At 43.3% G+C, this 26,023-nt stretch carries 19 protein-coding genes; 15 read left to right on the forward strand and 4 right to left on the reverse strand.

Annotation, left to right across the window (positions count from 1 at the left end):
* Positions 1-298: 298 nt before the first annotated feature.
* From I4V84_RS16935 to I4V84_RS16990, 12 genes are all read left to right on the forward strand, one after another.
* Complete coding sequence (locus tag I4V84_RS16935) at positions 299-2,218, forward strand: polysaccharide deacetylase family protein (protein ID WP_334286141.1); 1,920 nt, start codon at positions 299-301, stop codon at positions 2,216-2,218.
* 212 nt (positions 2,219-2,430) lie between these two features.
* Positions 2,431-3,786, forward strand: a complete 1,356-nt coding sequence (gene tig / locus I4V84_RS16940; protein WP_195993023.1) for a trigger factor — start codon at positions 2,431-2,433, stop codon at positions 3,784-3,786.
* A gap of 56 nt (positions 3,787-3,842) precedes the next feature.
* On the forward strand, positions 3,843-4,946 hold the full coding sequence (gene nagA / locus I4V84_RS16945; RefSeq protein ID WP_118577548.1) for an N-acetylglucosamine-6-phosphate deacetylase: 1,104 nt from the start codon (positions 3,843-3,845) through the stop codon (positions 4,944-4,946).
* Between the two features lie 60 nt (positions 4,947-5,006).
* Positions 5,007-6,323, forward strand: a complete 1,317-nt coding sequence (locus tag I4V84_RS16950; RefSeq protein WP_148461566.1) for a polysaccharide deacetylase family protein — start codon at positions 5,007-5,009, stop codon at positions 6,321-6,323.
* A gap of 266 nt (positions 6,324-6,589) precedes the next feature.
* Positions 6,590-8,473 (forward strand): 1,4-alpha-glucan branching protein GlgB, encoded by a 1,884-nt coding sequence (glgB, locus tag I4V84_RS16955; protein WP_173719231.1) that lies wholly within the window; start codon positions 6,590-6,592, stop codon positions 8,471-8,473.
* A gap of 232 nt (positions 8,474-8,705) precedes the next feature.
* Positions 8,706-8,939, forward strand: coding sequence for a polya polymerase (locus tag I4V84_RS16960; protein ID WP_118577545.1), 234 nt, complete (start codon positions 8,706-8,708; stop codon positions 8,937-8,939).
* Positions 8,940-9,032: 93 nt separating this feature from the next.
* A complete protein-coding gene (locus tag I4V84_RS16965) occupies positions 9,033-10,238 on the forward strand; it encodes a CobW family GTP-binding protein (protein WP_195993024.1) in 1,206 nt (401 codons plus the stop codon).
* A gap of 116 nt (positions 10,239-10,354) precedes the next feature.
* On the forward strand, positions 10,355-11,305 hold the full coding sequence (locus tag I4V84_RS16970; protein ID WP_148461569.1) for a GTP-binding protein: 951 nt from the start codon (positions 10,355-10,357) through the stop codon (positions 11,303-11,305).
* A 343-nt stretch (positions 11,306-11,648) separates the two neighbouring features.
* Entirely contained in the window at positions 11,649-12,227 is a 579-nt protein-coding gene (gene pth / locus I4V84_RS16975) for an aminoacyl-tRNA hydrolase (protein ID WP_173719233.1), read from the forward strand.
* A gap of 152 nt (positions 12,228-12,379) precedes the next feature.
* Positions 12,380-15,718, forward strand: a complete 3,339-nt coding sequence (gene mfd, locus I4V84_RS16980; RefSeq protein ID WP_118583702.1) for a transcription-repair coupling factor — start codon at positions 12,380-12,382, stop codon at positions 15,716-15,718.
* Between the two features lie 248 nt (positions 15,719-15,966).
* A complete protein-coding gene (locus I4V84_RS16985; RefSeq protein WP_207748690.1) occupies positions 15,967-17,253 on the forward strand; it encodes an FKBP-type peptidylprolyl isomerase in 1,287 nt (428 codons plus the stop codon).
* 241 nt (positions 17,254-17,494) lie between these two features.
* Complete coding sequence (locus tag I4V84_RS16990) at positions 17,495-18,496, forward strand: asparaginase (RefSeq protein WP_173734763.1); 1,002 nt, start codon at positions 17,495-17,497, stop codon at positions 18,494-18,496.
* Between the two features lie 208 nt (positions 18,497-18,704).
* Here the strand turns inward: I4V84_RS16990 and I4V84_RS16995 are convergent, their stop codons facing one another.
* From I4V84_RS16995 to I4V84_RS17010, 4 genes are all read right to left on the reverse strand, one after another.
* Positions 18,705-19,355 (reverse strand): ATP-binding cassette domain-containing protein, encoded by a 651-nt coding sequence (locus I4V84_RS16995; RefSeq protein ID WP_009243732.1) that lies wholly within the window; start codon positions 19,353-19,355, stop codon positions 18,705-18,707.
* A gap of 2 nt (positions 19,356-19,357) precedes the next feature.
* Positions 19,358-21,313, reverse strand: a complete 1,956-nt coding sequence (locus I4V84_RS17000) for a hypothetical protein (RefSeq protein WP_101629281.1) — start codon at positions 21,311-21,313, stop codon at positions 19,358-19,360.
* Between the two features lie 123 nt (positions 21,314-21,436).
* A complete protein-coding gene (locus I4V84_RS17005) occupies positions 21,437-21,694 on the reverse strand; it encodes a hypothetical protein (protein ID WP_243269285.1) in 258 nt (85 codons plus the stop codon).
* 426 nt (positions 21,695-22,120) lie between these two features.
* A complete protein-coding gene (locus tag I4V84_RS17010) occupies positions 22,121-22,756 on the reverse strand; it encodes a helix-turn-helix transcriptional regulator (protein ID WP_101629280.1) in 636 nt (211 codons plus the stop codon).
* Between the two features lie 497 nt (positions 22,757-23,253).
* Between I4V84_RS17010 and I4V84_RS17015 the strand changes: the two genes are divergently transcribed.
* The 3 genes from I4V84_RS17015 to I4V84_RS17025 all read left to right on the forward strand — a co-directional run bounded on the left by I4V84_RS17015 (position 23,254) and on the right by I4V84_RS17025 (position 25,790).
* On the forward strand, positions 23,254-24,303 hold the full coding sequence (locus tag I4V84_RS17015) for a replication initiation factor domain-containing protein (protein ID WP_257963366.1): 1,050 nt from the start codon (positions 23,254-23,256) through the stop codon (positions 24,301-24,303).
* 12 nt (positions 24,304-24,315) lie between these two features.
* Positions 24,316-24,522: an excisionase gene (locus tag I4V84_RS17020; RefSeq protein ID WP_101629282.1), complete on the forward strand. Its 207-nt coding sequence runs from the start codon at positions 24,316-24,318 to the stop codon at positions 24,520-24,522.
* Between the two features lie 77 nt (positions 24,523-24,599).
* Positions 24,600-25,790, forward strand: coding sequence for a site-specific integrase (locus I4V84_RS17025; protein ID WP_101629279.1), 1,191 nt, complete (start codon positions 24,600-24,602; stop codon positions 25,788-25,790).
* Positions 25,791-26,023: the final 233 nt, after the last annotated feature.

Raw genomic sequence — 26,023 nt, forward strand, 5'->3', positions numbered from 1 at the left:
ACAGAACGAAGAGCCAATGGCAAGTTAAGATGGGGAAAACCTCATTTTAACTTGTACTAAATCTTGACATAGTACCAATATTTACTGAGAAGAGGTGGTAATTATTTTGAATATCATGTATAATAGAAATCTACTGGTTACAGAATGGATAGATTTATCTGGTATGGTTATAATAAATGCCAGATTACAGATTCCGTTCAGGATTAATAGGAAGCTTTGTAGGTTTTCTTTATTAACTGGTCTTGCGGGAAGAAGGTGTTTTGAGGGGGGCTTACAGTATAGTTAGGAGTTATACATTATGAAGAAATCGGATACAGAACAGGAACAGCCTGGTCTGGAAGAGAATAAAGTTCCCGACAGCCAGTCCAAGCGGGAGCTTGACAGAGAATTACAGGAACTGGCAGAGAAGGAACACCAGGAAGAGATATATTACGAAGAACGACGGCGCGAGAGACATGAGCGCAATCTGAAGAGAAAGAAGAGGCAGATACGGAATCGTAATCTGGCTCTTATTATTACTGCTTTGGCAGTGTTGGGCGGTGTGGGATACTTTTATAGAGAGCAGACAGGGTTAAAAGACGGCATGGAAACGCTGGTAGCCAAGGTAAGGGATTTGGTTCCTGATAAGAATTCCGGTAAAGAGAGCAAGGCAGCAGAAGAACTGGCAAAGGCTGACCAAAGCACCGAAAGCATCGAAAACCCCGAAAGCACCGAAAACCCCGATATTAATACAGAGGAAGCTGCTGACAGCTCAGACAGTACAGATATACAACCGGAATCTGGTGAAGGCACGGCAGATGACAGTGATGAGACAACTGGAAATACAGATGACAATTCAGAGGATACTGCACAGGATAAATCCGGGAATATGTCCGATAAAGAGAAAACAGAAGATAATTCTTCAGATTCTGCAAATCAGCCAGAGCAGGAAGCAGCCCAGACAGCAGCCATAGATTTAAATGGGGTTATGCCACAGGCAGCAGCTGCCGGCACAGGTATCATCAGGAGGCAGATCCGTCACGAGAAGAAGGTACTGACCACAGCCAAGGAGAAAGCTGCCCAGTATGATTATGACGGTGCAATCAGCCTTTTGCAGAAGGACAATGCATATGTGAGAAATGTCCATTTTCAGAATGCTGCAGAGAAATTCCAGAAGAAAAAGGATAAATGTGTAGCCTGGTCTCCGGAACAGGTAACTCACATTTTTTATCATTCCCTGATCGTGGATACTTCCAAGGCGTTTGATGGAGATTACAAGACAGATGGTTATAATCAGGTTATGACCACTATGGATGAGTTTAATAAGATAACCCAGATCATGTATGACGAGGGATATGTAATGGTAAACCTTTATGATCTGGCAGACGTTGATGAAAATGGGAAAATGCAGGCAAAGCAGATTTATCTTCCTAAGGGAAAAACACCGTTTGTTCTTTCGCAGGACGATGTATGTTATTATCACTCCCAGGATGGAGATGGAATTGCCACCAAGCTTGTTATAGACGAAGAGGGGAAGGTTCGCAACGAATATGTACAGGATGATGGAAGCACAGTTGTAGGTGACTATGATGTTGTACCGCTGATCGACCGGTTTGTGGAGGAACATCCTGATTTTGCATATCATGGACATAAGGGAATTGTAGCGCTTACAGGCTACAATGGAATCCTGGGTTACCGCACAGATATCAGCTATCAGACAAGACCAGATGATCTGAATGATGATAAAAAGGCGTGGCTTGACGCGCATCCTGATTTTGATCTGGATACAGAGCGGGCAGAAGCGAAAAAGGTCGCAGATGCCATGAAGGCGGAGGGCTGGACTTTTGCCAGCCATACATGGGGACATAAAAACATGTCCACAGTTTCCATGGAACGCCTTGAAACAGATACACAGAATTTCAAAGAGAACATTGACCCGCTTATTGGCGGAACAGATATTATTATCTTTGCTTTCGGAGCAGATATTAATAACGGCGGAGAGTACACTGGCAATGAGAAATTTGAATATCTGAAATCCCAGGGCTATGATTATTATTGCAATGTGGACTCTAACAAATATTTTGTACAGATGACGGATGAATATTTCCGAATGGGAAGAAGAAATGTGGATGGATACCGAATGTATTACAATCCGGACATGCTGGCAGATCTGTTTGACGTAAGCCAGGTATTTGACTCATCCAGACCCACTCCTGTACCGCCGATGAACGGCGGCTGATAAGACCAGCTGCACAAAAATCATGCATTCGCATGATTTCGCGCTGAGATTCCCGGGGTTTCTGTGAACGTTGTTCACAAAAAGCACCTCGCGGAACGTTTCCAGTGAACAGTAACGGTGGAGAGGCAAAATAAAAATGATTGCCTCAGTGGGCTTTCTTTTTAATAGAAAATGTGATAATTTTATAAAAGAGTAACTGAAGGGAGTATGAAATGAAAAGAAAAGTATATTTGGCAGCGTTAGTAATGTGTATGGCACTTGCTGTAAATGGCTGCGGAAGTGATAAAGAAACTACCAGTACAGAGAGTGAGAGCACTGCCACAGAGCAGCAGGCAGAGGATTCGGCAGAGGAAGAAGAGGTACAGGAACCTTATACAGATTCTACCGGTGCGACACGCCTGGTTTCAGTGGATAATGTGGAGAAATACGTTACAATTGCAGACTATAAGGGGATAACTCTTGATAATTCTGTACCAGAAGTGACAGATGAGGATATTGAGAATCGTATCGCAGAGAATTTGAAAGATAATTCAGTGGAAGTGACAGATGAGAACGCTGTCATCCAGAATGGTGATACCGCTACTATTAATTTCGTAGGTACAAAAGACGGGGAAGCTTTTGAAGGTGGAACTGGTAATAATTATGACCTTGTGATCGGAAGCGGCACAATGATTCCCGGATTTGAAGAAGGAATCGTGGGAATGAAGAAGGGTGAGACTAAAGACGTATCGGTAACCTTCCCGGAGAGCTACCGCAACAGTGAACTGGCTGGACAGGATGCAGTATTCCAGATTACCGTGCAGAGCTTTAAGAGACCACCGGAACTGACCGATGACTGGGTTGCAGCGAATACCGATTACAAGACAATTGATGAATATAAGGCTTCTGTTCGCGCACAGCTGGAGCAGGAGGCACAGGATCAGGCCGACAGCAGTCTGCGCAGCACTGCATGGAATACTGTTTACACCAATTCTGAGGTTGTGGAATATCCGGAGAAAGACGTAGAAGAGGCAGTGAAGACATTTAAGAAACAGGCAGAAGCATACGCGAAGCAGGGAAATATGGAGCTTGAAGACTTCGTAGAGTCTCAGGGCGTTTCCATGGATGATTTCGAAGCCCAGTGCCAGCAGTATGCCCAGGCCAAGGTAAAACAGAATCTGCTTATTCAGGGAATCATGGACGCAGAGGGAATGACTCTGGAGGATGAGGAAAGCCTTGCAATCCAGAATCAGCTGGTAGAGCAGTATGCTTCTGGCGATCTTGCAGTTCTTATCGATACTTACGGTCAGGTTGCAGTGGATGAGAGTATCGGACTTATGAGAGTTCAGGATTTCATTATTGCAAATGCAAATTATGATCAGACAGCAGCGGATACATCTGCTGAAGGTGAGGCCGCACAGGCTGCTGAGGGAACAGAAGCAGCAGATCATGCAGATGGCAGTACAACTGACGGACAGAGCACGGATGGCGGGGATACAGCAGAAGAGCAGGAAGCTGGTGCAACCGCAGATACAGGCACAGCAGCGGATGCTTCAACAGATACACAGGATGACAGTACGGAGAATTGACGGTTGCCGCTTATAACAGAAACAGCAGCCAATGAATCTCAGGAGGGAATGGAGTTATGATTATTAAAAATGGAGAAGTTTTTCAGGAGGATGGAAGCTTCAGATTACAGGATCTGTATGTGGAGAATCATAGAATCGTGGCTTCAGAGGATGAGGTTACGGACAAGACGATTGTAGACGCGGCTGGGCTCAGGGTGCTTCCGGGGCTGGTGGATATTCACAGTCACGGTGCATTTGGACATGATTTTTCTGATGCTGATCCGGAAGGACTTAAGATTATTCTGAAATACGAAAAGAGTCACGGAATTACTTCCTATTGTCCTACTTCCATGACATTGCCGGCAGAAGAACTGAAGGAAATTTTTGCTACTATTAAGACTGTGGGAGAAATGAAAGACGGAGCTGCTGTCCGGGGAATCAATATGGAAGGCCCATTTCTGGATGCGAAGAAAAAAGGCGCCCATGTGGAGGGCTATATCCGCAAACCAGATGCCGGATTTTTCCGTGAACTGAATGAATATTCCGGAAATATGGTGAAGCTGGTAACTCTGGCACCGAATGTGGATGGTGCTATGGAATTCATTGATGAGGTACATAATGAGGTGTGCATTTCCCTTGGTCATACAGCAGCTGATTACGATACAGCAGCGGAGGCCATGAGAAGAGGTGCACACCATGTGACACATCTTTATAATGCCATGCAGCCACTGGCGCACAGAGAACCAGGACTGATCGGAGCTGCCTGTGATGATGGGCAGTGTATGGCAGAGATGATCTGTGATGGCATTCACATTCATCCCGCTGTGATCCGCGCTACATTTAAGATGTTTGGACCAGAGAGGATTGTACTGATCAGTGACTCTATGATGGCTACTGGAATGGAGAACGGAACCTACCAGCTGGGTGGACAGGAAGTAACGATGAAGGACTGTAAGGCAACTTTGAAGGACGGTACGATTGCCGGTTCTGCTACGAACCTGTATGATTGTATGCGCAAGGCTGTTTCTTTTGGTGTTCCCCTTGAAGAAGCGATTTTTGCAGCAACACGAAATCCGGCAAAGAGTATTGGTATTTATGATGAAGTTGGTTCCCTTTCTGTTGGAAAGAAAGCGGATATTCTTCTTGTAACAGATGATCTGGAGCTGAGAGAAGTGCTATGACAGAACTTTTTTGCGGAAAATTTTTTCCACTATGTAACGAGAGATAAAGAGGGAATATGAATGGATAGAAGGGTTTTGCGCGAAAGAATGCGCAGGAAACAGCGCCAGATAAGACGAAGGAAGATCATTAAGCTGGTTACCTATGTTGTGGCAATGGTGCTGGCTGTGATTTTTGTAATAAGAGGAGTGATTTTTCCAATCGTAAGTCGTGTGGGAGGAAAGAGTACTGGAAAATCACAGAGCGTGCAGGCGGATGCAGGTGACGGAGCTGCTTCGAATGCGGATTCCAATTCTACAGATGCTCTGAGACAGCCTCTGAAAGGACAGAGCGATGTGACCAAGGTTTCTTCACTGACTCCAGGCTGGCATGAGGATTCCAGCGGACGCTGGTATCAGAATGCAGATGGTACATATTATACCAATGGTTTTGCAGAGATTGACGGAGTGAAATATGCATTTGATTCCAATGGATACATGCAGACCGGCTGGGTGACCAAGGGGGTAAACGATTATTATTTTAATGAGGATGGTTCTTACAATGCTGAGAAGAAACGCCCTTTGATCGCACTTACCTTTGATGATGGTCCGGGACAGTATACAGACAAGCTTCTGGACTGTCTGGAGGAGAACAATGCACATGCTACCTTCTTTATGTTGGGACAGCTGGTTGGACAGTATCCGGACGAAGTGAAGAGAATGGTGGAACTTGGCTGTGAGATCGGAAACCATTCCTGGGATCATCAGGATATGCTGAATCTGAGTATTGATGATGTTATAAAGGAATTCGGCGATACCGATCAGGCATTGATCGATGCCTGTGGACAGGAGTCCACGGTAATTCGTCCGCCTTATGGAGACTGCAATGATGAAATTATTTCGGCAGTTGGGAAACCTTTTATTTTGTGGTCTATTGACAGTCTGGACTGGAAATATCTGGATGCAGATCTGGATTACAATGGCATTATGAATGACAGCAATCTGGGAGACGGAGCCGTTATTCTGATGCATGATATTCATGGTCCTTCAGTTGATGCGGCACTCAGACTGATTCCAGATCTTATTGCACAGGGATATAAACTGGTAACGGTAAGTGAGATGGCAGCGGCGAAGAATGTTACCCTTCAGCCAGCAAAATATGCAGAGTTCTGGCAGAGCGCCCTTGATGCAGGTTATGTGCCTGGATATAATGGAAATGGCTCTTCTGAGGACTCTTCCACAGATGGAACTTCTGATGGCAGTTCAGATGACAGCAGTAATGGAGATGAGAGCGACTTCAGTGATGGTTCCGGTGATGGAAGCGACGGCAGTGAAAGTGACGGATACACAGACGGCAGTGAGAATAGCGAAGGGGATTTTAGCAGCGACTCAGGCGAATAACGGAGAAAATAAGAGGCTCTAGAGCCTGTCTGGCATATGTGTTAAGCTTCGGGACTTCCGGAAATCGCAGATGCTGTATAGTGTGAATGATAGTATACGCTTGTACTTATGAGAAAAATGTCAAAGTACAGGCGTATTTTTTTACAGTAAAAATGAATTTTGATGTAGATTTTTTATGAATAATAGACAAGTTTTTGGTGGCATGGAGGAAAAGAGTATGCTATAATGTGCATAAGAATTTGAAAGTTTAGGGAGGTAACTTTCTGATGGGAGAGAAATTACAGTTTACAGAGCTTGACCAGTATCTCTTTGGTCAGGGAACCCATTATGATGTTTACAGAAAGCTTGGCGCACATCCTGTGAAACAAGGGAAAAAAGAAGGTGTTTATTTTGCAGTATGGGCACCTAATGCGCAAGCTGTTTCTGTAATTGGAGAGTTTAATGACTGGAATGAACAGGCTGCTCCAATGAAAAAGGCAGGTCCGATCGGTGTATTTGAGACATTTGTCCCTGGAGCGAAAATTGGACAGCTGTATAAGTTTTTTATTGTAGGAATGAACGGGGAGCATATTTATAAAGCTGACCCTTATGCAAATGAGGCAGAATTAAGACCGGGAACGGCATCCAGAATCACGGATATCGGGGATTACAAATGGAAAGATACCACCTGGATGAAGAATCGTCAGAAATTTGACGAGACTAAGGATGCCATGGCGATCTATGAGGTACATCCTGGCTCCTGGATGAAGCATCCGGCTACAGAGGAGAATGAGAAAGGCTTTTTCAATTACAGGGAACTGGCGGTGAAGCTTGCCCAGTATGTGAAGGATATGGGCTATACACATGTGGAGCTGATGGGGATTGCAGAGCATCCCTTTGACGGTTCCTGGGGATATCAGGTCACCGGTTATTATGCGCCTACTTCCCGCTATGGAACACCCCAGGATTTCAAATATCTGGTAGATTATCTTCACAGACAGAAAATCGGGGTTATTCTGGACTGGGTGCCGGCACATTTTCCCAAGGATGCCCATGGACTGGCGAATTTTGACGGAACTGCAGTTTATGAGCATGCAGATCCCAGACAGGGAGAGCATCCGGACTGGGGAACCAAGATCTACAATTATGGCAGACCGGAGGTAAAGAACTTCCTGATCGCAAATGCTCTGTTCTGGATCGAGGAGTGTCATGTGGACGGTCTTCGTGTGGATGCCGTTGCATCCATGCTGTATCTGGATTATGGAAAGAATGATGGTCAGTGGGTAGCCAATAAATATGGCGGAAATCAGAATCTGGAAGCAATTGAGTTTTTTAAGCATCTGAATACAGTGGTTCTTGGAAGAAACCATGGTACTGTGATGATTGCAGAGGAGTCTACCGCATGGCCGAAGGTTACAGGTAAGGCAGAGGATGACGGCCTTGGATTTTCCCTGAAATGGAACATGGGCTGGATGAATGACTTCCTGGAATATATGAAGCTGGACCCCTATTTCCGTAAGTTTAACCATAATAAGATGACTTTCTCCATGACATATGCTTACAGTGAGAAATATGTGTTAGTAATCTCCCATGATGAGGTGGTTCATCTGAAGAAGTCTATGCTGGAGAAAATGCCAGGTGAGCTAGATGATAAGTTTAAGAATCTGAAGGCTGCTTATACATTTATGTTCTGCCATCCGGGCAAGAAGCTTTTATTTATGGGGCAGGAATTCGGTCAACTTCGGGAGTGGAGCGAGGAGAGAGAACTTGACTGGTTCCTTCTTGGGGAAGAGAAGCATCGGGATTTGAAGGATTTTGTGCAGACATTGCTGAAGATGTATCGCAAATATCCTGCGCTCTATGGAACGGATACGGATCCGTCTGGCTTTGAGTGGATCAATGCAGATGACGGGGACAGAAGTATTTACAGCTTCGTAAGGAAATCCCCTACAAAAAGAAATAACCTTCTGGTAGTATGCAATTTCACTCCTGTAGAACGTCCGGATTACCGTGTTGGTGTGCCGAAGAAGAAACAATACACACTGGTTCTGGATGAAAACGGACAGACTGCGAAGAAGGTATTTAAGGCAGAAAAGCAGGATTGTGACAATCGTCCGTTCTCCTTTGCTTATCCGCTGCCAGCTTACGGGGTTGCTGTGTTCCAGTATTAGAAGCTGTCAAATTCCGCAAGGAACAATTCTCACAGACAATTTTCAGATTGCTGTGATAATTTAGTATTAAAAATACCCAAAGAATGGGGCAAATTCGGGTTTTGTTTGTGACTGTTGGGGATTTTTTCCCAGAAGGTGAAAAACCTGTTGCTATTTGGAAAAAGTTGAGATATAATGAGCCCGAACAAAAAGAAATGGAAAAAGTTGTACATGTTGAAAGGAGAATATTGACATGAAGGTATCTAATATTAAAGACATTCAGAAATTTTTTGATGTAGTAGACAGCTGCGCTGGTAAAGTAGAGCTTGTAACTGGCGAAGGTGACAGACTGAACCTGAAATCTAAATTATCACAGTATGTATCTCTTGCAAACATCTTCTCTAACGGTGAGATTCCGGAGCTTGAGATCGTTGCATATGAGAAAGAAGACATTGATAAGCTTATGCACTTCATGATCAACGGCTGATTTGCATAAAACTGTGAAATTGGGATAAATATATTAGGGGATGTGACTTGGTCATGTCCCCTTTTTCTGGCATAATAGAAAGGGGAATACAAAATGGTAAAGATTGACATTATCTCCGGTTTCCTTGGAGCTGGTAAGACAACTCTTATTAAGAAACTGCTGAAAGAAGCATTTGAAGGTGAACAGGTAGTTTTGATCGAGAATGAGTTCGGTGAGATTGGTATTGACGGGGGATTCCTGAAAGATGCCGGAATCGAGATCCGTGAGATGAACTCCGGATGTATCTGCTGTTCTCTGGTTGGAGATTTTGGTGCTTCCCTGAAGGAAGTTGTAGAGAAGTATCATCCGGACCGTATCCTGATCGAGCCATCAGGTGTTGGTAAGCTTTCCGACGTTATCAAGGCTGTACAGGGTGTGGAAGAGGATGTTGATATTCAGCTGAACAGCTACACTACAGTTGTTGATGCCAAGAAATGCAAAATGTATATGAGAAACTTCGGCGAGTTCTTTGACAATCAGGTTCAGTATGCAGGCGCGATTATCATGAGCCGTACCGATATTGTAGACGAGAAGAAAGCAATGGAGTCTATGGAGCTTCTTCGTTCTATCAATGAGAAGGCAGCTATTATTACCACTCCGATTGAGAAGCTGGATGGAAAGAAAATCCTGGAGGTTATGGAGCATCCGGTATCTCTGGCGGATGAGCTGCTGAAAGAGGAGCATGAGCATCATCATCATGCCCATGATGATGAGTGCGGTTGCGGACATGACCACGATCACGAGCATCATCACGACCATGATGATGAGTGCGGCTGCGGACATGACCACGATCATGAGCATCATCACCATCATGACCATGATGATGAATGTGGCTGCGGACATGACCACGATCACGAGCATCATCATCACGACCATGACGAGTGCGGCTGCGGACATGACCACGATCATGAGCATCATCATCACGACCATGATGACGAATGTGGCTGCGGACATCATCATGATCATCACCATCATCACGCAGACGAAGTATTTACCAGCTGGGGACGTGAGACTATTAAGAAGTTTACAAGAGAAGAGCTTGAGAAAATGCTGGAGAGCCTTTCCGCTTCTGAAGAGTATGGCGTGATCCTTCGTGCTAAGGGAATGCTTCCGGCAGAGGACGGAACATGGATCTACTTCGATATGGTTCCGGAAGAAACTGAGATCCGTGAAGGTTCACCGGAGTACACCGGACGTCTTTGCGTAATTGGTTCCAAGTTAAATGAAGAGAAACTGGTCAAGCTGTTCGGCGTAGCTTAATGATTGACATATAAACGGGATAAAAGACTTTTGGTAAGCTTATTTGTTGCTGTTTATAAGCGATATATGCGAACGTACTGCTTTTAATTAAGAAAAATACAGGGAGGTTTCTGTAAATGGATGAAATTACAGTACCGATTTATCTCATAACCGGCTTCCTGGAAAGCGGCAAGACCTCTTTCCTTAGCTTTACCCTCCAGCAGGATTACTTCCGTACAGAGGGAAAGACACTTCTCATTCTCTGCGAAGAGGGAGAGGAAGAGTACGATGAAGAGGCTCTTGCAAAAGATAATGTTGTAGTTGAGGTTATTGAGAAAGAAGAAGATTTTACACCGGAGCGCCTTCAGGCACTGGATATTATCCATCAGCCGGAGCGTGTGGTTATGGAATATAATGGAATGTGGCTGGTAAGCAAATTTGAGGAGATGAAGCTCCCGGCAGGCTGGGGAATTGAACAGCACATTACCTGTGTAGATGCAAGCACATTCCAGGTATATATGCAGAATATGAAATCCATTTTTATGGATATGGTTCGTAATGCGGATATGGTTGTGTTTAACCGCAGCAAGAAAGAATATCCTCTTGCAAACTTCCGCAGAAGCATTAAGGTTGTAAACCCAAGTGCAGAGGTTATTTTTGAGGACGAAGAAGGCGAGATGACGGATATTTTTGCAGATCAGATGCCATTTGACCTGGATGCAGAGATTGTAGATATTCCGCCTGAAGATTACGGAATCTGGTTTGTAGATGCTATGGATCATCCGGATCGCTATGTGGGAAAAACTCTTCGCTTTAAGGCTCGTGCAAGACGTCCGAGAGGTATGGGAAGCAAGTTCTTCATTCCGGGACGTACTGCCATGACCTGCTGTGCAGATGATACTTCATTCCTGGGATATATCTGTAAGAGTGCATATGCACCGAAGCTGAAGCCCGGCGAGTGGGTTGAGGTGACTGCCAAGGTTGCCTTTGAAAACCGTTCTGAGTACCAGGGCGAGGGAATTGTTCTTTATGCAGAGAATGTGACCCCGTGCGAACCTCTGGCTGATGAGATGGTTTATTTCAACTAATTTGATGATACCAGTGTCAAAAGGTCAAAAAGCTGTTCGTGCTTGCACGATAAGGCTTTTGAACTTGGGACACGCCAAATATGAGAAAGTAGCGATTTACGCAGTAAATCAGCGGATTTCGAATATTTGGAGGATTGCGGGAGCAACGTAGCTGCGTAGCAATCCGGGTATCAAATGAGTGTCAAAAGACCTTTTGACACTCATATCATTCGATAATAAATGAAAGTCATCTGTTTTATGCTATTGGTTAAGCCGGTTGCGGCAGTGATTACAGGGCTGTGGCTGACCAGAGCTTTGGAATTGCTGTGGAGGACTTTCGTAGTAGAATAAGGAAAATAAGATTATGTATTTAGTTGTTGGACTGGGAAACCCCGGGAAGCAGTATGAGGCGACCCGCCACAATATGGGTTTTGATACGATCGATGTGCTTGTGGAACGTCATAAGATTCCGCAGGGCGGCGTAAAATTTAATGCTATGTACGGTTCCGGATTCATCGGAGGAGAGAAGGTAATCTTTATGAAACCTTTGTCCTTTATGAATTTAAGCGGTGGTCCGGTACAGGAGATGGCTGCTTATTTCAAAATCAATCCGGAGAGTGAGCTGATCATTATTCAGGACGATATTGATCTGGAGCCGGGACAGCTTCGTATCCGGAAGCAGGGCAGTGCAGGCGGCCATAATGGTCTGAAGGACATTATTGGCAGACTTGGCACACAGAAATTCATGCGTGTAAAAATTGGTGTAGGAGCCAAACCAAAAGGATGGGATCTGGCAGACCATGTGCTTGGCCGTTTTTCATCCGGGGACCGCAAGCTCGTGGATGAAGCAATTGAGTTTGCAGCAGACGCTGTAGAAAAAATCATAACAGATGGTCCGGATGCGGCGATGAATGAATACAACCGAAAGAGGGTTACTGAGTAACAAAGGAAGTCCAGCAACAAGCTGGGCTTCTTTTGCCCCTGGAGCGTCCCCAAAAAGCTTTGTGAAAATTATGACGTGCAGATAGCTTGCAGGAATGGTTTCATGTTTTGGGTGGGCTCTGAGGTGCGGCTTTTGAGAAAAGGAGGAAAGCCATGCTTTCATTTACCCAGCCCCTGAAGGGGATGGCAGAATTTGAAGAAATAGAGAAAAGCCTTGAGAAAAATCAGGGCATTGTGCAGATCACAGGCTGCCTGGAATCCCAGAAGGCACATCTGATCCATGGGCTTTCCGGCAAAACACCTATGCGCCTTGTGATCGCAGGAGATGAGCGCCAGGCTAAGGAAATCTTCGAGGACTTGCGCTTTTATGACAAAAATACCATGTTTTACCCGGCGAAGGATCTTCTCTTTTTCCAGGCAGATATTCAGGGAAATCTGTTGATCCGCCAGAGAATGTGTGTGGTAAAGGCACTTCTGGAGCAGAAGGAACTGACTGTGGTTACCAGCATTGACGGCTGTATGGACTATCTGATGCCCCTGGAAGAAATCGGGAAAAAGGTGCTTCATTTCTATTCTGACAGCGTGATCAACATGGATGTACTGAAAAATACCCTTGTGCAGCTTGGATATGAACGCGTAGGACAGGTGGAAATGCCGGGACAGTTTTCTGTGCGCGGTGGTATAGTAGATATTTATTCCCTTACAGAAGAGAATCCATGGAGAATTGAGCTATGGGGAGATGAAGTGGATTCTATCCGAAGCTTTGACGCAGAGAGCCAGCGCTCTCTTGAAAATCTGGATGAGATTGCCATTTATCCGGCTGTGGAGTGGAATGATGGCAAAAAGATGGTATCTTTTGTGGATTATTTTCCCAAAGAAAAAATGCTTCTGTTTCTGGATGAACCCAACCGTATTCTGGAAAACGGACTGGGCGTGGAGGAAGAGTATGCCGCCAGCCGCACACATCGCGAAGAAAAAGGGGAAAAGAACCTTCCGGTTCAGTGGCTTTGTGAATTTTCCAAGGTTCAGAAAGAACTGAATAAACTTCGTGCAGTGTCGTTGTCGGCATTGGAGCCAAGAGGCGTGGAGTGGAATTTTGCCTCGGAGAAATACAATCTGACGGTGCAGAGTGTAACTTCTTATAACAGCAGCTTTGAGCTTCTGGTGGAGGATCTGAAAAAGTATAAGAAAAAAGGCTACCAGATTGCCTTGCTTTCCGGTTCCAGGACAAGGGCGGAGCGTCTGGCGAAGGATTTGCAGGAGCATGAGCTGAATGCTTTTTACGGTTCAGATTATGACCGTGTGATCAATCCAGGGGAAATTATGGTCCTCTATGGACACGCCCGGAAAGGCTTTGAGTATCCACTGATCAAATTTGCGGTGATCACAGAGTCCGATATTTTCGGTCAGGAGCAGAAAAAAAAGAAAAAGAAAAAAGTCTACAACGGCAAGCGGATCCAGGATTTTGCAGAGCTGTCTATCGGGGATTATGTGGTCCATGAAAAGCATGGACTGGGAATTTACCGTGGAATTGAGAAAGTTGAAGTAGATAAGGTCTTAAAAGACTATATCAAGATTGAATACCGTGACGGAAGCAATCTGTATATTCTGGCGACGCAGCTGGATGCGCTGCAGAAATATTCCGGCGCAGATACAGCCAGGGCACCGAAGCTGAACAAGCTGGGAACCCAGGAGTGGAATCGCACGAAGTCCAAGGTAAAGGGCGCTGTCAAAAATATCGCCAAAGAGCTGGTGGAGCTTTACGCTGTGCGTCAGGAAAAAGAGGGGTATGTGTGTGGCCCGGATACAGTGTGGCAAAAGGAATTTGAGGAAATGTTCCCATATGAGGAGACAGAGGATCAGCTGAACGCCATTGAGGATACCAAGCGGGATATGGAGAGCACCAAGATCATGGATCGTCTGGTGTGCGGAGATGTTGGATATGGTAAGACGGAGGTTGCTCTTCGCGCAGCGTTTAAAGAGGTGCAGGAGAGCCGGCAGGTTGTTTACCTTGCACCAACTACCATTCTGGCGCAGCAGGTGTACAACACCTTTGTCCAGAGAATGAAGGAGTTTCCGGTGCGCGTGGATCTGCTTTGCCGATTCCGTACACCTGCCCAGCAGAAAAAGACTTTGCAGGATCTGAAAAAAGGACAGGTAGACGTTGTGATCGGTACTCACAGAGTTCTTTCTAAGGATGTGGAGTATAAGAATCTGGGGCTTCTGATCGTTGACGAGGAACAGCGTTTCGGTGTTACCCACAAGGAGAAAATCAAGCAGCTGAAAAAGGATATTGATGTTCTGACTCTGACTGCGACTCCCATTCCACGAACCCTTCATATGAGTATGATCGGAATCCGTGACATGAGTGTGCTGGAGGAGCCGCCTATGGATCGTATGCCGATCCAGACTTATGTAATGGAGTATGATGAGGAGACTGTCAGGGAAGCTATCGGAAGAGAGCTGCGAAGAGGCGGCCAGGTTTATTATGTTTATAACCGGGTTACAGATATTGATGAGGTTGCCCTGCGGATTTCCAAACTGGTGCCGGACGCAAGGGTGGATTTTGCCCATGGACAGATGAGCGAGAGAGAACTGGAACGGGTTATGTACGATTTTATCAATGGGGACATTGATGTGCTGGTTTCCACTACTATTATCGAGACAGGACTGGATATTTCCAATGTGAATACCATGATCATCCATGATTCTGACAAGTACGGACTTTCCCAGCTTTATCAGCTGCGAGGCAGGATTGGACGTTCCAACAGGACGGCGTATGCGTTTCTGATGTACCGAAGGAACACCATGCTTCGGGAGGTGGCGGAAAAACGACTTTCTGCTATCCGTGAGTTTACAGATTTGGGAAGTGGATTCAAGATCGCCATGCGTGACCTGGAGCTTCGTGGCGCGGGAAATCTGCTGGGAGCACAGCAGCATGGGCATATGAACGCAGTGGGCTATGATCTTTACTGTAAAATGCTTAGCGAGGCGGTCAAAGAGGCAAAGGGTATTCATACTATGGAAGACTTCGAGACTACCATTGATCTGAATATGGATGCTTTTATTCCGGACACCTACATCAGCAATGAATTCCAGAAGCTGGATATTTATAAGCGCATTGCAGGGATTGAGTCCCAGCAGGAGTATGATGATATGCTGGAAGAACTGATCGACCGGTTTGGGGAGCCGCCGAAAGCAGTGCTGAATCTGCTAGCTATTGCAAGACTGAAAGCACTGGCACATCAGGGCTACATTACGGAAATCAAGCAGATGCAGCGTGAGATCAGGATCACCCTTTACGAAAATGCACATCTGAACCCGGAAGGAATTCCGCCGCTGGTTGCCAAGTACCGCAGACAGCTGCAGTTTAAACCGGATAAAGAGCCGAAGTTCCTGTTTGCGCCAGTGGGGGATATTGTGCAGGCGCTGACGGTGTTTGCGAAGGAACTGATGGAATTGGTGGAAGAGGAAGGAAAGAGCGAAAAGTAGTAGGCGGCTGGGCTGTTGAATGCTTTCGGATATTTTGATTTAAAGTAGGTTTTGGGTGGAGAAGATCCGATGGAAATTCGCGAAAATTGTGTGAATTCTATCAGATTTTCCCCTTTCTACTTGCCCTCATGGGAAAAAAGTTTTATACTCTTATTAGCGTGTCCGCATTGGGAAATCATGCTGGCTGTGCGTGGTGACTAAGCGGCACATCAGTGAAAGGGTAATTGGTGATCAATATGAAGAAAATCGTGAAGAACACAACCGTAGTGGCATTAAGTGGCGTAATGGCAATTGGAATGCTTTCCGGATGTGGAAGTAAGTCTATAGATGGAGAGAAGACCGTTGCAACTGTAGATGGCACAGACATTCCTATGGGTGTTGTAAGTCTGTATGCACGTGAGTCACAGGCACAGACGGTTGCTATGTATAAGAGCTTTATGGGAAGTGCAGGAAATATCTGGAGCCAGGTAGTAGATGAGAATGCTGGTACTACATACGGTGAGCAGGCTGTAGGACAGTTCCTGGAGCAGGTTGAGCTGATGTACATCATGAAGGAGAAGGCAGCTGATTACGGTGTTGAGGTTACTTCTGATGATGAGACTGCTATTGCAGATGCAGCAGCACAGTTTATGCAGGACAATGACGAGGACACTCTGAAGGAGCTTGCTGTTTCCGAAGACCAGGTTAAGACTCTTCTGGAGCTTGAGACTTACCGTCAGAGAATTTACGATCCGATCCGCAATGAGGCTGAGGTTAACATAACGGATGAGGAGGCACAGCAGTCTTCTTTCAGCTATGTAAGTATTTCCATCAGTGGAGATGACCTTACCGATGATGATATTGCTACCCGCAAGGAGCAGGCACAGGAGATCCTGGATAAGATGAAAGAGGATCCGACAGCAGACATGGGCGAGACAGCCAAGGCTGTTGATGATACTTACAGCGGACTGACCGGAACTATTTTCACAAATGACAGTGATGATGAGGATATTTCCAATTCTTATGATGACGCTGTTGTAGAAGCGCTGAGAACTCTGAAGGACGGCGAAGTTTACGGCGAGCTGGTTGAGACTGATAGCAGCGTATACGTGCTTCGGATGGACAAAGTAAATGACGAGGATGCAACCGCTTCCAAGAAAGAGTCCCTTGAGAACACCAAGCGCAGCGAATACTATTCCGAGACAACTCAGAAATGGCTGGATGATGCTGATATTACTGTAAATGATAAGGTGCTTTCTACTTTGACAATTACAGATGAGCACAGTTTCACAATTAAAGAGACTACAGCGGATACAAGTGAAGATGCAGCAGCAGATACAACAGATGCTACTGAGGATACTGCTTCTGAGGATGTCGAGGCAGCAGATGAGAGCGATGATGCTGATACTGCTGAGACAGATGCTGCAAAGAGCGACAGCGCAGAGGAAGCTGATACTACAGACAGCGCTGACAGTACAGACGAGACTGCAGAAGCGAACAGTGCAGACAGCAAGGCCGAGGACAGCAGCGAGAGCGCTGATTCTGAGGAGAACTAAAAGTGAGATAAAGACCGAAACTTGTTATATCGTATGTATTGCAAAATGTTTTCTGAAAGAATTGAGATTATATAAAGTGGAGAAAATGATAAAAGAGCCTGCCTGGGGTGATTCGGGCGGGCCCTTTGTCTATACAAAGTAAAATACTTATGAAAAAAAGCTTTTCGCTACAAAGTAAGGTTTGAGAAAATGCAGGTACAGCAGATTGAACATGTGGATAACAATTACACAGGGGGACAACATGAAAAAGATACTTCTTATTGCAACCGGGGGGACCATTGCTTCCAAATATACAGCAGAGGGGCTGGCACCGCAGATTTCTGCAGATGAGCTGTTGGAATATATTCCTGAAGCCCGGGAATTCTGCACCATTGATACCGTTCAGCCTTTTGCCCTGGACAGTACCAATGTGTGCGCAGACCATTGGCTGAAGCTGGCCAGACTGATCGAATCCAAATATGAATTTTATGATGGCTTTGTGCTTTGCCATGGAACGGACACTATGGCATATACGGCTGCTGCTTTGTCTTATCTGATCCAGAATAACCGCAGACCTATCGTGATTACCGGTGCACAGAAACCTATTGATCTGGCAATTACAGATGCACGTTCCAATCTTCTGGACAGTCTCCGCTTTGCCTCTCACGACCGCGCTCATGGAATTTCCATTGTGTTTGGGGGAAAAGTGATCGCAGGAACCAGAGCAAAGAAGGAATTTTCCAAAAGCTACAATGCCTTTTCCAGCATTAATTATCCGGATATTGCATCCATTCACGATCAGAAGATCATTTTTTATATTGATGACAAAGACCAGTCCACCAAGCCACTGGTGTTTTATCATGAGATGAATCAGAAGATTTTTCTGCTCAAACTGATTCCAGGGATTGACGGGAAAGTATTGGATGCTCTTTTTCCATCTTATTCCGGACTGATCATTGAATCCTTCGGTGTAGGCGGTCTGCCTCATTACGAAAATGATAATTTTATAGATGCGATCGCGCATTGGATTGAAGCTGGCAAGCCTGTGTGTATGGCGACCCAGGTTACCCATGAGGGAAGTGACATGGAAGTTTACCAGGTTGGAAAAGTCATCAAGGAACGGTTCCCGGTGCTGGAGTCTTATGATATGACGCTGGAGGCGTCTGTAACGAAAATGATGTGGGCGCTGGGACAGACATGGGATATGGAGAAGTTTAAGGAGTTATTTTATACGACTATTAATCATGATTTATTGTTCCTGTAAGTAAGTCTTGAAATTTTCTGGAGTGTTAGGCTAAACTTGATATAGAAAATCCGATTATCCGCATAAATACAGCATTTAAGGGCTGTTCATCACTTGAAAAAATAAGTGTTTTACCACGAATTTACCATAATTGAATATGAGTCTTGATATGACGAAATATAAAGGGAGATTGCACGTATAATAAAACCGCGTATCTCCCTTTAACAAACTATCTAAAGTTTTCTACATTTATAACTCTGGAAAAACAATCGCACAAATTCATGTTGTGAGTGACCATGATTATAGTAATGCCCTTTTCATTTAATTCTTTCAAAAGTTTCATCACTATCAATTCGTTCTCTTTATCAAGTCCAGAAGTTGGTTCATCAGCTAATATAATCTGACTTCCTTGCAAAATCAATTTAATAATTGCAATTCGCTGTTGCTCTCCACCGCTTAACTGATATACTTTTTTGTTAAGCATGTCACTTAGCTCAAATTGCTTTAAATACTTATTGATTAGTTTCAGTTTTTCTTCTTTTTTTACTTTTTTATATTCAAGAGCTAATTTTAAATTCCACAACACGCTTTCATCTTCTATTAGTCCATAATTTTGAAATAGATAGCCTATTGTATATCTTCTCAAAATCATAGCATTTTTACCGTTCATGGACAAATTTTTATGACTATCAATAGTGATTGTTCCCTCGGATATATCAGTAATCAATCCTATTATATTTAAAAGTGTCGTTTTACCTGCCCCGCTTTTCCCTACAAGCCCCACAAATTCGCCTTTTTCTATTTCTAAAGATAAATTTTCAAATAGAACCTGATTTTTCCCATATTCTTTTTTGACGTTCTTTAATGTAATCAATGACATACTTATGCCCCCTTTTCAATCTCATATAAAGCGTTTGAGATATAAATTCTATAAAGCAATTCGCAGAATATGTAGTCAATAAGTATAATCGCAAAAAGGCAAGCAAAATAATAATTTATAGCAGTTAATACGCCTGATATAATTATTTCGATTCCCCAAAAAATATACCGATTTTTCAGTGTCCTAAAATGAGAGAATCCTAAAATCTCTTTTGCCGCATATCTCTTTCGATTTACAAAAATGTCCACATAATTTGAAATATACAAAATAAACAGTAAAGACACTATAAAGACAATCGTAAACATAGTGAGTGTTTTAAGAACGAATGTCACATTTTCAAGTTGCATTAAATAAGGTGTAAGTAATGTTCCAGCTGTAACTAATTGCTCTAAATCATATTCTGATAACAAAGAAGAAAAATCTTCTCTTGACTCCATTTGAAAAAATAAACACCTTGTATTTAAAGAATCCAAATAGTAAAGTCCTGCAAAATTGCCCGTATCAACAATGATAACAGGATTAGCCATATCCGAAAAACCATTTTCTGTATTGACTTTTATCGTAGAATCATCGTCTATATAAACAACATTAAATTTATCAATAGTTTTTTCTTCTCCCGGTATTCCATAAAATTGATTGTAATTCATCAATCGGAAATATTCTTGCTTAATATATTCGCTAATAGAATTTTCATCATTCTTATATTTATGTGGAACTAATACTGTTGGTTCACTAAATATATCTTCTCCCAATGGTTTTCCACTGAGCTGGATATTTGAAAATTCATTCAGATAATTTCTATTTGCAATAACAAGCTGTTGTTCATAATAGGGGCGTGATGTCTGCAAACCACCGTCTGTCCTAAAATCACATAGTAGTGAATGGTTATGATTATACATCTCTAATGTTTGTTCAGAATATTTTTCTAATATGTCTGTGTTTGCTAACGCATAATCATACTCCGATGAATTAAAACCATTAGCGGTATAATATCCGTCCAGATACTTATAATCTAAAACAGCTTGTTGGCTTTGTCTAAATGAGTTCCCCTGATTCAGCAATGAAATAATAGTGATAGCGATTATTACCGAAAAAATTATTTTTATAGCCTGAACTACAATATTTGTGCCGCTATTTAAAGTCTTATTTTTTATCATTGCCTCTAAAGAAACAAACTTAATTAAAATACTTGTAATTAAAACACAAAGTATATTTATAGCTAAAACACCAATAAAGAACAGTACACTTGTTGCTAAATAAGAAAAATCATATCTGTTTGTTAATGCGTAATATAAATTTAGCAAGAACAGTAATACTAAACATATTACAGCAAAATATTTTATTACACTGGTAATTTGCTCCTTTAAAATATGTATAGTAGAAAAGCCCATGCTTTTTTTAATACCTATTTTTTTCAAACTATAAGACGTATAAATACAGTATATGATTTGAAGTACAATAAATAAGATTACAAAATTCAGAAGATTCAATTCTAATACCATACTATACGGAATAGCGTCATTTTCAAAGTTATTTATTGCGACGGACAGTTGAGAAGCTATCTCTTTAATTGCGTTAGCTGGTAAATCTGTATAGAATACACCAACACTATCTAAAAAATCTTCCTTTTGCAATTCATGATATTGAAACAAAATAGAGGAAGATATAGGCTGTTTTTGTGTAAACTCATTTAATGGATAGCAATATAAATCATAAACAGATTTATCTGTGGAAGTGAGCGTATTGTTAATGAGTTCTAATTTATTTTGAGAATATTCTTCTGTAAATATTGTATAAAATTTGTCGAGAATTTCTGGCGATGTTTCTTCTAAAACATACCCTTTTAAATTCTCAGTAGCAATGTTATTCTTTTCATAAATGTTGTAAATAGAAGTATTAAAAATATATGCAAAGAGTATGACTTCAAGGAAAATAAAAATCTTTAAAAATTTTTTCATAACATACGCCCCTTTCTTTGAAGAAATGTATAAAATAGGGCGGGACAAATAGCCCCGCCCTAGGTGTTTGAACTATTTTACTTAATATGGATAATAATCATAATAAGATGTTTCGTTCGCCCATCAAACTCTCTTTGCATCTTTGTAAGCGTAGTTTGACTTGAATCCACTGGTATATGTATCTCCGCCGACCTTTACAGTTGCCTTTACCATGTAGTTGCGACTAATACCTGCTTTACGCCCAATTTCGGAATATACAATGGTGTCTGTTTGCCCTCCATTGTAGTACAAATCTCCACCCGCTACATCAATAGCCCACGCTGTAAGTGGAGCGCCGACAACCATAACTGCTGCTACAAGACCAACTACTTTCGTTCTCAACTTCTTTGCTCTCATTCGATAAACCTCCTTTCTCTTTTTTACTTTTTGATAGTTTTATGTCACGTACTGTTTTTACTAACCTCAACATAAAATATATTTCATTAAATGTCAAGTTATTTTTGTTTCTATTTTATATATGACCTCTTTGTTGCTATCATATTTTGTGCATAATGCACAAAATCAAAGTGCCAATATTAGTGCTTTCCACGATTGTACTTTTACAATGAAAAGACGAAGTACCTGTGATAAATTCATTGCTCTAAAATTATTAGAGAAACTATACAATATAGCTATCCTTTTTTCTCTTGTCTGCCATAAACAGAAAAGAAAAAGCCCTGTCAAGAGCCTGCCACTTCTTTAGAAGTGGTGCTTGCACTCTTGATCTGGGCTTTTTGTTTGCTGTATCTTTTTGCAAGAGGAAAAAGGCTACTCGTCCCCGTTGTCAAAATGGCTGTCCTTTAAGACTTCCCGCAACAGCTCCATATCTTCTTTTGAGTTGGGATTTATCCTCTTTACAACCTGATAAGGTGTACCGTACTTGTGTCCGTCTGTGCTTTCCCCGAACATATCCATGCTGTATAAATCATCATAACGGTCTAATACTTTCTGAAATTTCAAGTGCTGGATAAATGTTTTGATAGGGTAAAGGTCGGACGCTTGTATGTCCTCTCCCTTGATATAGTCTGTGATGTATTTCCGCAACTGCTCCAACTCATACTCTAGCCATTCTTCTTCACTGTCAAAGAAGTTATCATAGTGTCCGTGTTTCAGTTCTGCATTTAGGCGTTCTTCCGTCCGTAAAAACTTGCATACCTCTTTTTCCGCCTGTTGGACAAACTTCCATTCTCCCGACAACAATTCATTCGGTGTTACTTCCAGTACGTCCATTATCTTTTCCAGCGTGTCAAAGGTGGGATAGTTTACCCCTCGTTCAATCTTAGAAAGGCTCTGCATATTGATACCGATGGCGTCCGCAAGCTCCTGCTGTTTCATTTTCCTGTGTTTTCTTATGGTCTGTATGTTCTCCCCTAAAAAATTTATTTTCTTTGTGTCATGCTCCATAACTTCTTATATCTTTTCCTTTCCCGGCTTTTTCGTTCCTTTATAAGCCTATCATACTTATTATAGCCGAAAAAGTCAAGAAAAAGTTCTTGACAAGTAATTCTAACGGCGTTATTATCATGGAGGATATAGTGATTAAGCACAATGAGGTCAATCACACGCTTGAGTAGGCATAGAAAAGAGTTATTTTCGCTTTGATAGCATGAATAGGCATGGACTATCCGACCGAAAACGGTGTTTCTTCCTGTGCCTGCCCCGTTTAGCCACGAGCCTCCCAAAGGCTCGTGAGCGTTAAGAACGGGGCTGGTGCAGGAAGAAAAGGAACGCCGTAGGCGTTCCGTACAGGGCGTATATGTAACACCGCCCTGCGCATACATGTCATAGTACCTAGAAACTGTGATAAATAAAGGACAAAACACGATTTTTACCCCGCAAAAAAACGGGGAGTACGAAAGGAGTAATGCACTATCGCAACACATGAAAATTTATCCGTCAAGATTGATTACATCAGCATTGTCTTTGATACGGCAACGGCAGAAGATGTGATACGGCACATTTTATGCTTGCCGACCGATATTTTTAATGTCTATCCTGCAACGGTCAAATTTAAGACGTATCAGGCGCGTTGGGAAATCGGAGATATTTATGTATCGGGCGACGCAAAAAAGACAGAGGACAACCCACAAGGGCTGGGCTGTTATCTCGTGATGACAGGCAGGGGGTGTGATGATATTTTCCGTATCCTCGATAACAACGGCTTGACCTTTGGGGATATGTTCGGACGCTGTGAAAGGAGATATGGGGCTGGAAACTACCATTTCACAAGGCTGGACGTTGCCATTGACGACAGGAACGAAACGCCGTTCTTTACCATAGAGCAGATAAAGAAGAAATGTGAAAAAGAGGAATTTATCGCCAACAGTGAGGGCTACCATTTTGACGAGAGCAAGTTTGATGATTTTGACACCGCAAAGACCGTCTATATCGGGGCTGGAAAATCGGGGCTTTCCTACCGCTTTTATGACAAGGACAAGGAAGTGTGCGGCAAATACAACAGGACGCTTGATGAAGTCGGGAGTTGGAAACGGACGGAAATGCAACTGCGTGATGAAAAGGCTCATGCCTTTGCTATGGCATTTCAGGCAAGACCGCTGGAGATTGGGGAACTGGCTTTCGGACTGCTGGCGGACAACCTGCGTTTTGTCGTAGCAAACAGGAATGAGAGCAACAAGAGCAGGTGGAAAACGTGCCGTTTCTGGCAACGCTTTTTAGGGGCTGTGGAACTTTTAAAACTCCATGTACCCACACCGCATAATTCCCTTGAAGAAACGCAACAGTGGCTTACAGAGGGTGGTGTCATATCCGCTGTCAAAGGCTTTTACTTCCTCGAATCCCATGACGCTTTAGGTGGGCTGGAACGTGTCGGGGATATGGTAGATAAGGCAAGGTACAGCACTTCCCTTTCCAGCAAGCTGACCGCCCATTTACAGCGGATAGACAGGACAGAATTGATACCCTACGTCCAGTATGACACAAAGAACAGGTAGGGGGGTGGCATGATGAACGAAAAGATTGATATTCCTGTATGGGAAAAATACACCCTTACCATTGAGGAAGCGTCAAGATACTTCACAATCGGACAGAACAAGCTACGCCGATTGGTAGAAGAAAACCGACACGGCGACTGGTATGTGATGAACGGCAACCGTATCTTGATTAAGAAAAAACAGTTTGAGAAATTTATGGATAAAACAGACGCAATCTAATGCAAAAGAGCCTTGTATGTGATATTATTTCAGTAAGTCATATCAAGGCTCTTTCTTACGAAAGGAGCAGATAAGAAATGTCGGAAAAAAGACGGGACAGTAAAGGTCGCCTCTTAAAGACAGGAGAGAGCCAGCGAGCAGACGGAAGATACTTATACAAATATGTGGACAAGGCAGGAAAGACAAGGTATGCCTATTCATGGAAACTTGTGCCGACAGACCTCGTACCTAAAGGCAAGAGGGACGGGAAATCCCTAAGGGAATTAGAAACGGAGATACAAAGGGATTTACAGGACGGTATCGACACAACAGGCGGAAAAATGACGCTGTGCCAGCTATACGCCAAACAGAACGCCCAGAGAGCCAACGTAAAGGAAAGCACAAGACAGGGCAGGAAAAAGCTCATGCGGACATTAGAGGGCGATATACTGGGGGCTAGGAGCATTGACAGCATACGCCTTTCAGACGCTAAGGAATGGGCGTTACGCATGAAAGACAAGGGCTATGCTTATCAGACCATAAGCAATTATAAACGCTCGTTAAATGCGTCATTCCGCATTGCCATAGCGGACGACCTCGTGAGGAAGAACCCCTTTGATTTCAAGCTGAATGAGGTCATAGAGGACGACAGGACACCACGGCAGGCATTGACCGAGGAACAGGAAGAAAGGCTCTTGTCCTTTGCCAGCAGGGACAGGGTATATAAAAAGTATTATGACGCAATCGTAATACTGTTAAAGACAGGGCTTCGTATCTCGGAACTGTGCGGACTGACAAGGCAGGATATAGACTTTGAAAACGGCGTTATCCATGTAGACCACCAGCTATTATCCAGCAAGGAAACGGGCTATTATATCGAAACACCAAAGACAAAAAGCGGTGTGCGTGATGTTCCCATGAGTGAGGAAGTGAAACAGGCATTTGAGCGTGTCATGGCAAACAAGGCAAAGGCAGAGCCGACAGAGATAGACGGGTACAGTGGTTTCCTCTTTCTGAACGGGAAAGGCTTTCCTATGACGAATGCCTATTATACTTCTACTTTCGCTAATCTGAGAAAGAAATATAACAAGAGCCATGAGGACAGCTTACCAAAGATAACGCCCCATATCCTGCGTCATACGTTCTGTACCAGACTTGCGAACAGGAACATGAACCCTAAGAGTTTACAGTATATCATGGGACACGCAAACATCAGTATCACGCTGAACCTGTACGCCCATGCGTCCATAGAGAACGTCAAGGCAGAATTAAGAAGCATGATAGCTTAAAGTTTTACCACGATATTTACCACGATTGACCGTGAGAAAACGTGATGAAACGTAGCTGTTTGGAAGTATCAGCCGAAAAGAGAAATGCCCGTAAAGCTGATAAAATAAGGCTTTGCGGACATTTAAGAAGATATGAAAAGATAATCAAAAATTTATATTAAGTTTTTGTTAAAAATAAAAAAGCTGAAATCATGGAGCTGATAATACTTTCAGAGAATCTTTATGAATGGAGA

Origin of the sequence: Ruminococcus sp. 1001713B170207_170306_F1 (genome assembly GCF_015668065.1) — a bacterium.
GTDB classification, from domain to species: Bacteria; Bacillota; Clostridia; order Lachnospirales; family Lachnospiraceae; genus Blautia_A; species Blautia_A faecis.

Excerpts from the sequence above, each read along its gene's own strand:
- I4V84_RS16965 (WP_195993024.1), top strand. The coding sequence starts at position 9,033 with ATGGTAAAGATTGACATTATCTCCGGTTTCCTTGGAGCTGGTAAGACA.
- pth (WP_173719233.1), top strand. The coding sequence starts at position 11,649 with ATGTATTTAGTTGTTGGACTGGGAAACCCCGGGAAGCAGTATGAGGCG.
- mfd (WP_118583702.1), top strand. The coding sequence starts at position 12,380 with ATGCTTTCATTTACCCAGCCCCTGAAGGGGATGGCAGAATTTGAAGAA.
- I4V84_RS17020 (WP_101629282.1), top strand. The coding sequence starts at position 24,316 with ATGAACGAAAAGATTGATATTCCTGTATGGGAAAAATACACCCTTACC.
- I4V84_RS16970 (WP_148461569.1), top strand. The coding sequence starts at position 10,355 with ATGGATGAAATTACAGTACCGATTTATCTCATAACCGGCTTCCTGGAA.
- I4V84_RS16990 (WP_173734763.1), top strand. The coding sequence starts at position 17,495 with ATGAAAAAGATACTTCTTATTGCAACCGGGGGGACCATTGCTTCCAAA.
- I4V84_RS16995 (WP_009243732.1), bottom strand. The coding sequence starts at position 19,355 with ATGTCATTGATTACATTAAAGAACGTCAAAAAAGAATATGGGAAAAAT.
- I4V84_RS16935 (WP_334286141.1), top strand. The coding sequence starts at position 299 with ATGAAGAAATCGGATACAGAACAGGAACAGCCTGGTCTGGAAGAGAAT.
- I4V84_RS16950 (WP_148461566.1), top strand. The coding sequence starts at position 5,007 with ATGGATAGAAGGGTTTTGCGCGAAAGAATGCGCAGGAAACAGCGCCAG.
- I4V84_RS17000 (WP_101629281.1), bottom strand. The coding sequence starts at position 21,313 with ATGAAAAAATTTTTAAAGATTTTTATTTTCCTTGAAGTCATACTCTTT.
- tig (WP_195993023.1), top strand. The coding sequence starts at position 2,431 with ATGAAAAGAAAAGTATATTTGGCAGCGTTAGTAATGTGTATGGCACTT.
- I4V84_RS17025 (WP_101629279.1), top strand. The coding sequence starts at position 24,600 with ATGTCGGAAAAAAGACGGGACAGTAAAGGTCGCCTCTTAAAGACAGGA.
- I4V84_RS17010 (WP_101629280.1), bottom strand. The coding sequence starts at position 22,756 with ATGGAGCATGACACAAAGAAAATAAATTTTTTAGGGGAGAACATACAG.
- nagA (WP_118577548.1), top strand. The coding sequence starts at position 3,843 with ATGATTATTAAAAATGGAGAAGTTTTTCAGGAGGATGGAAGCTTCAGA.
- glgB (WP_173719231.1), top strand. The coding sequence starts at position 6,590 with ATGGGAGAGAAATTACAGTTTACAGAGCTTGACCAGTATCTCTTTGGT.
- I4V84_RS16960 (WP_118577545.1), top strand. The coding sequence starts at position 8,706 with ATGAAGGTATCTAATATTAAAGACATTCAGAAATTTTTTGATGTAGTA.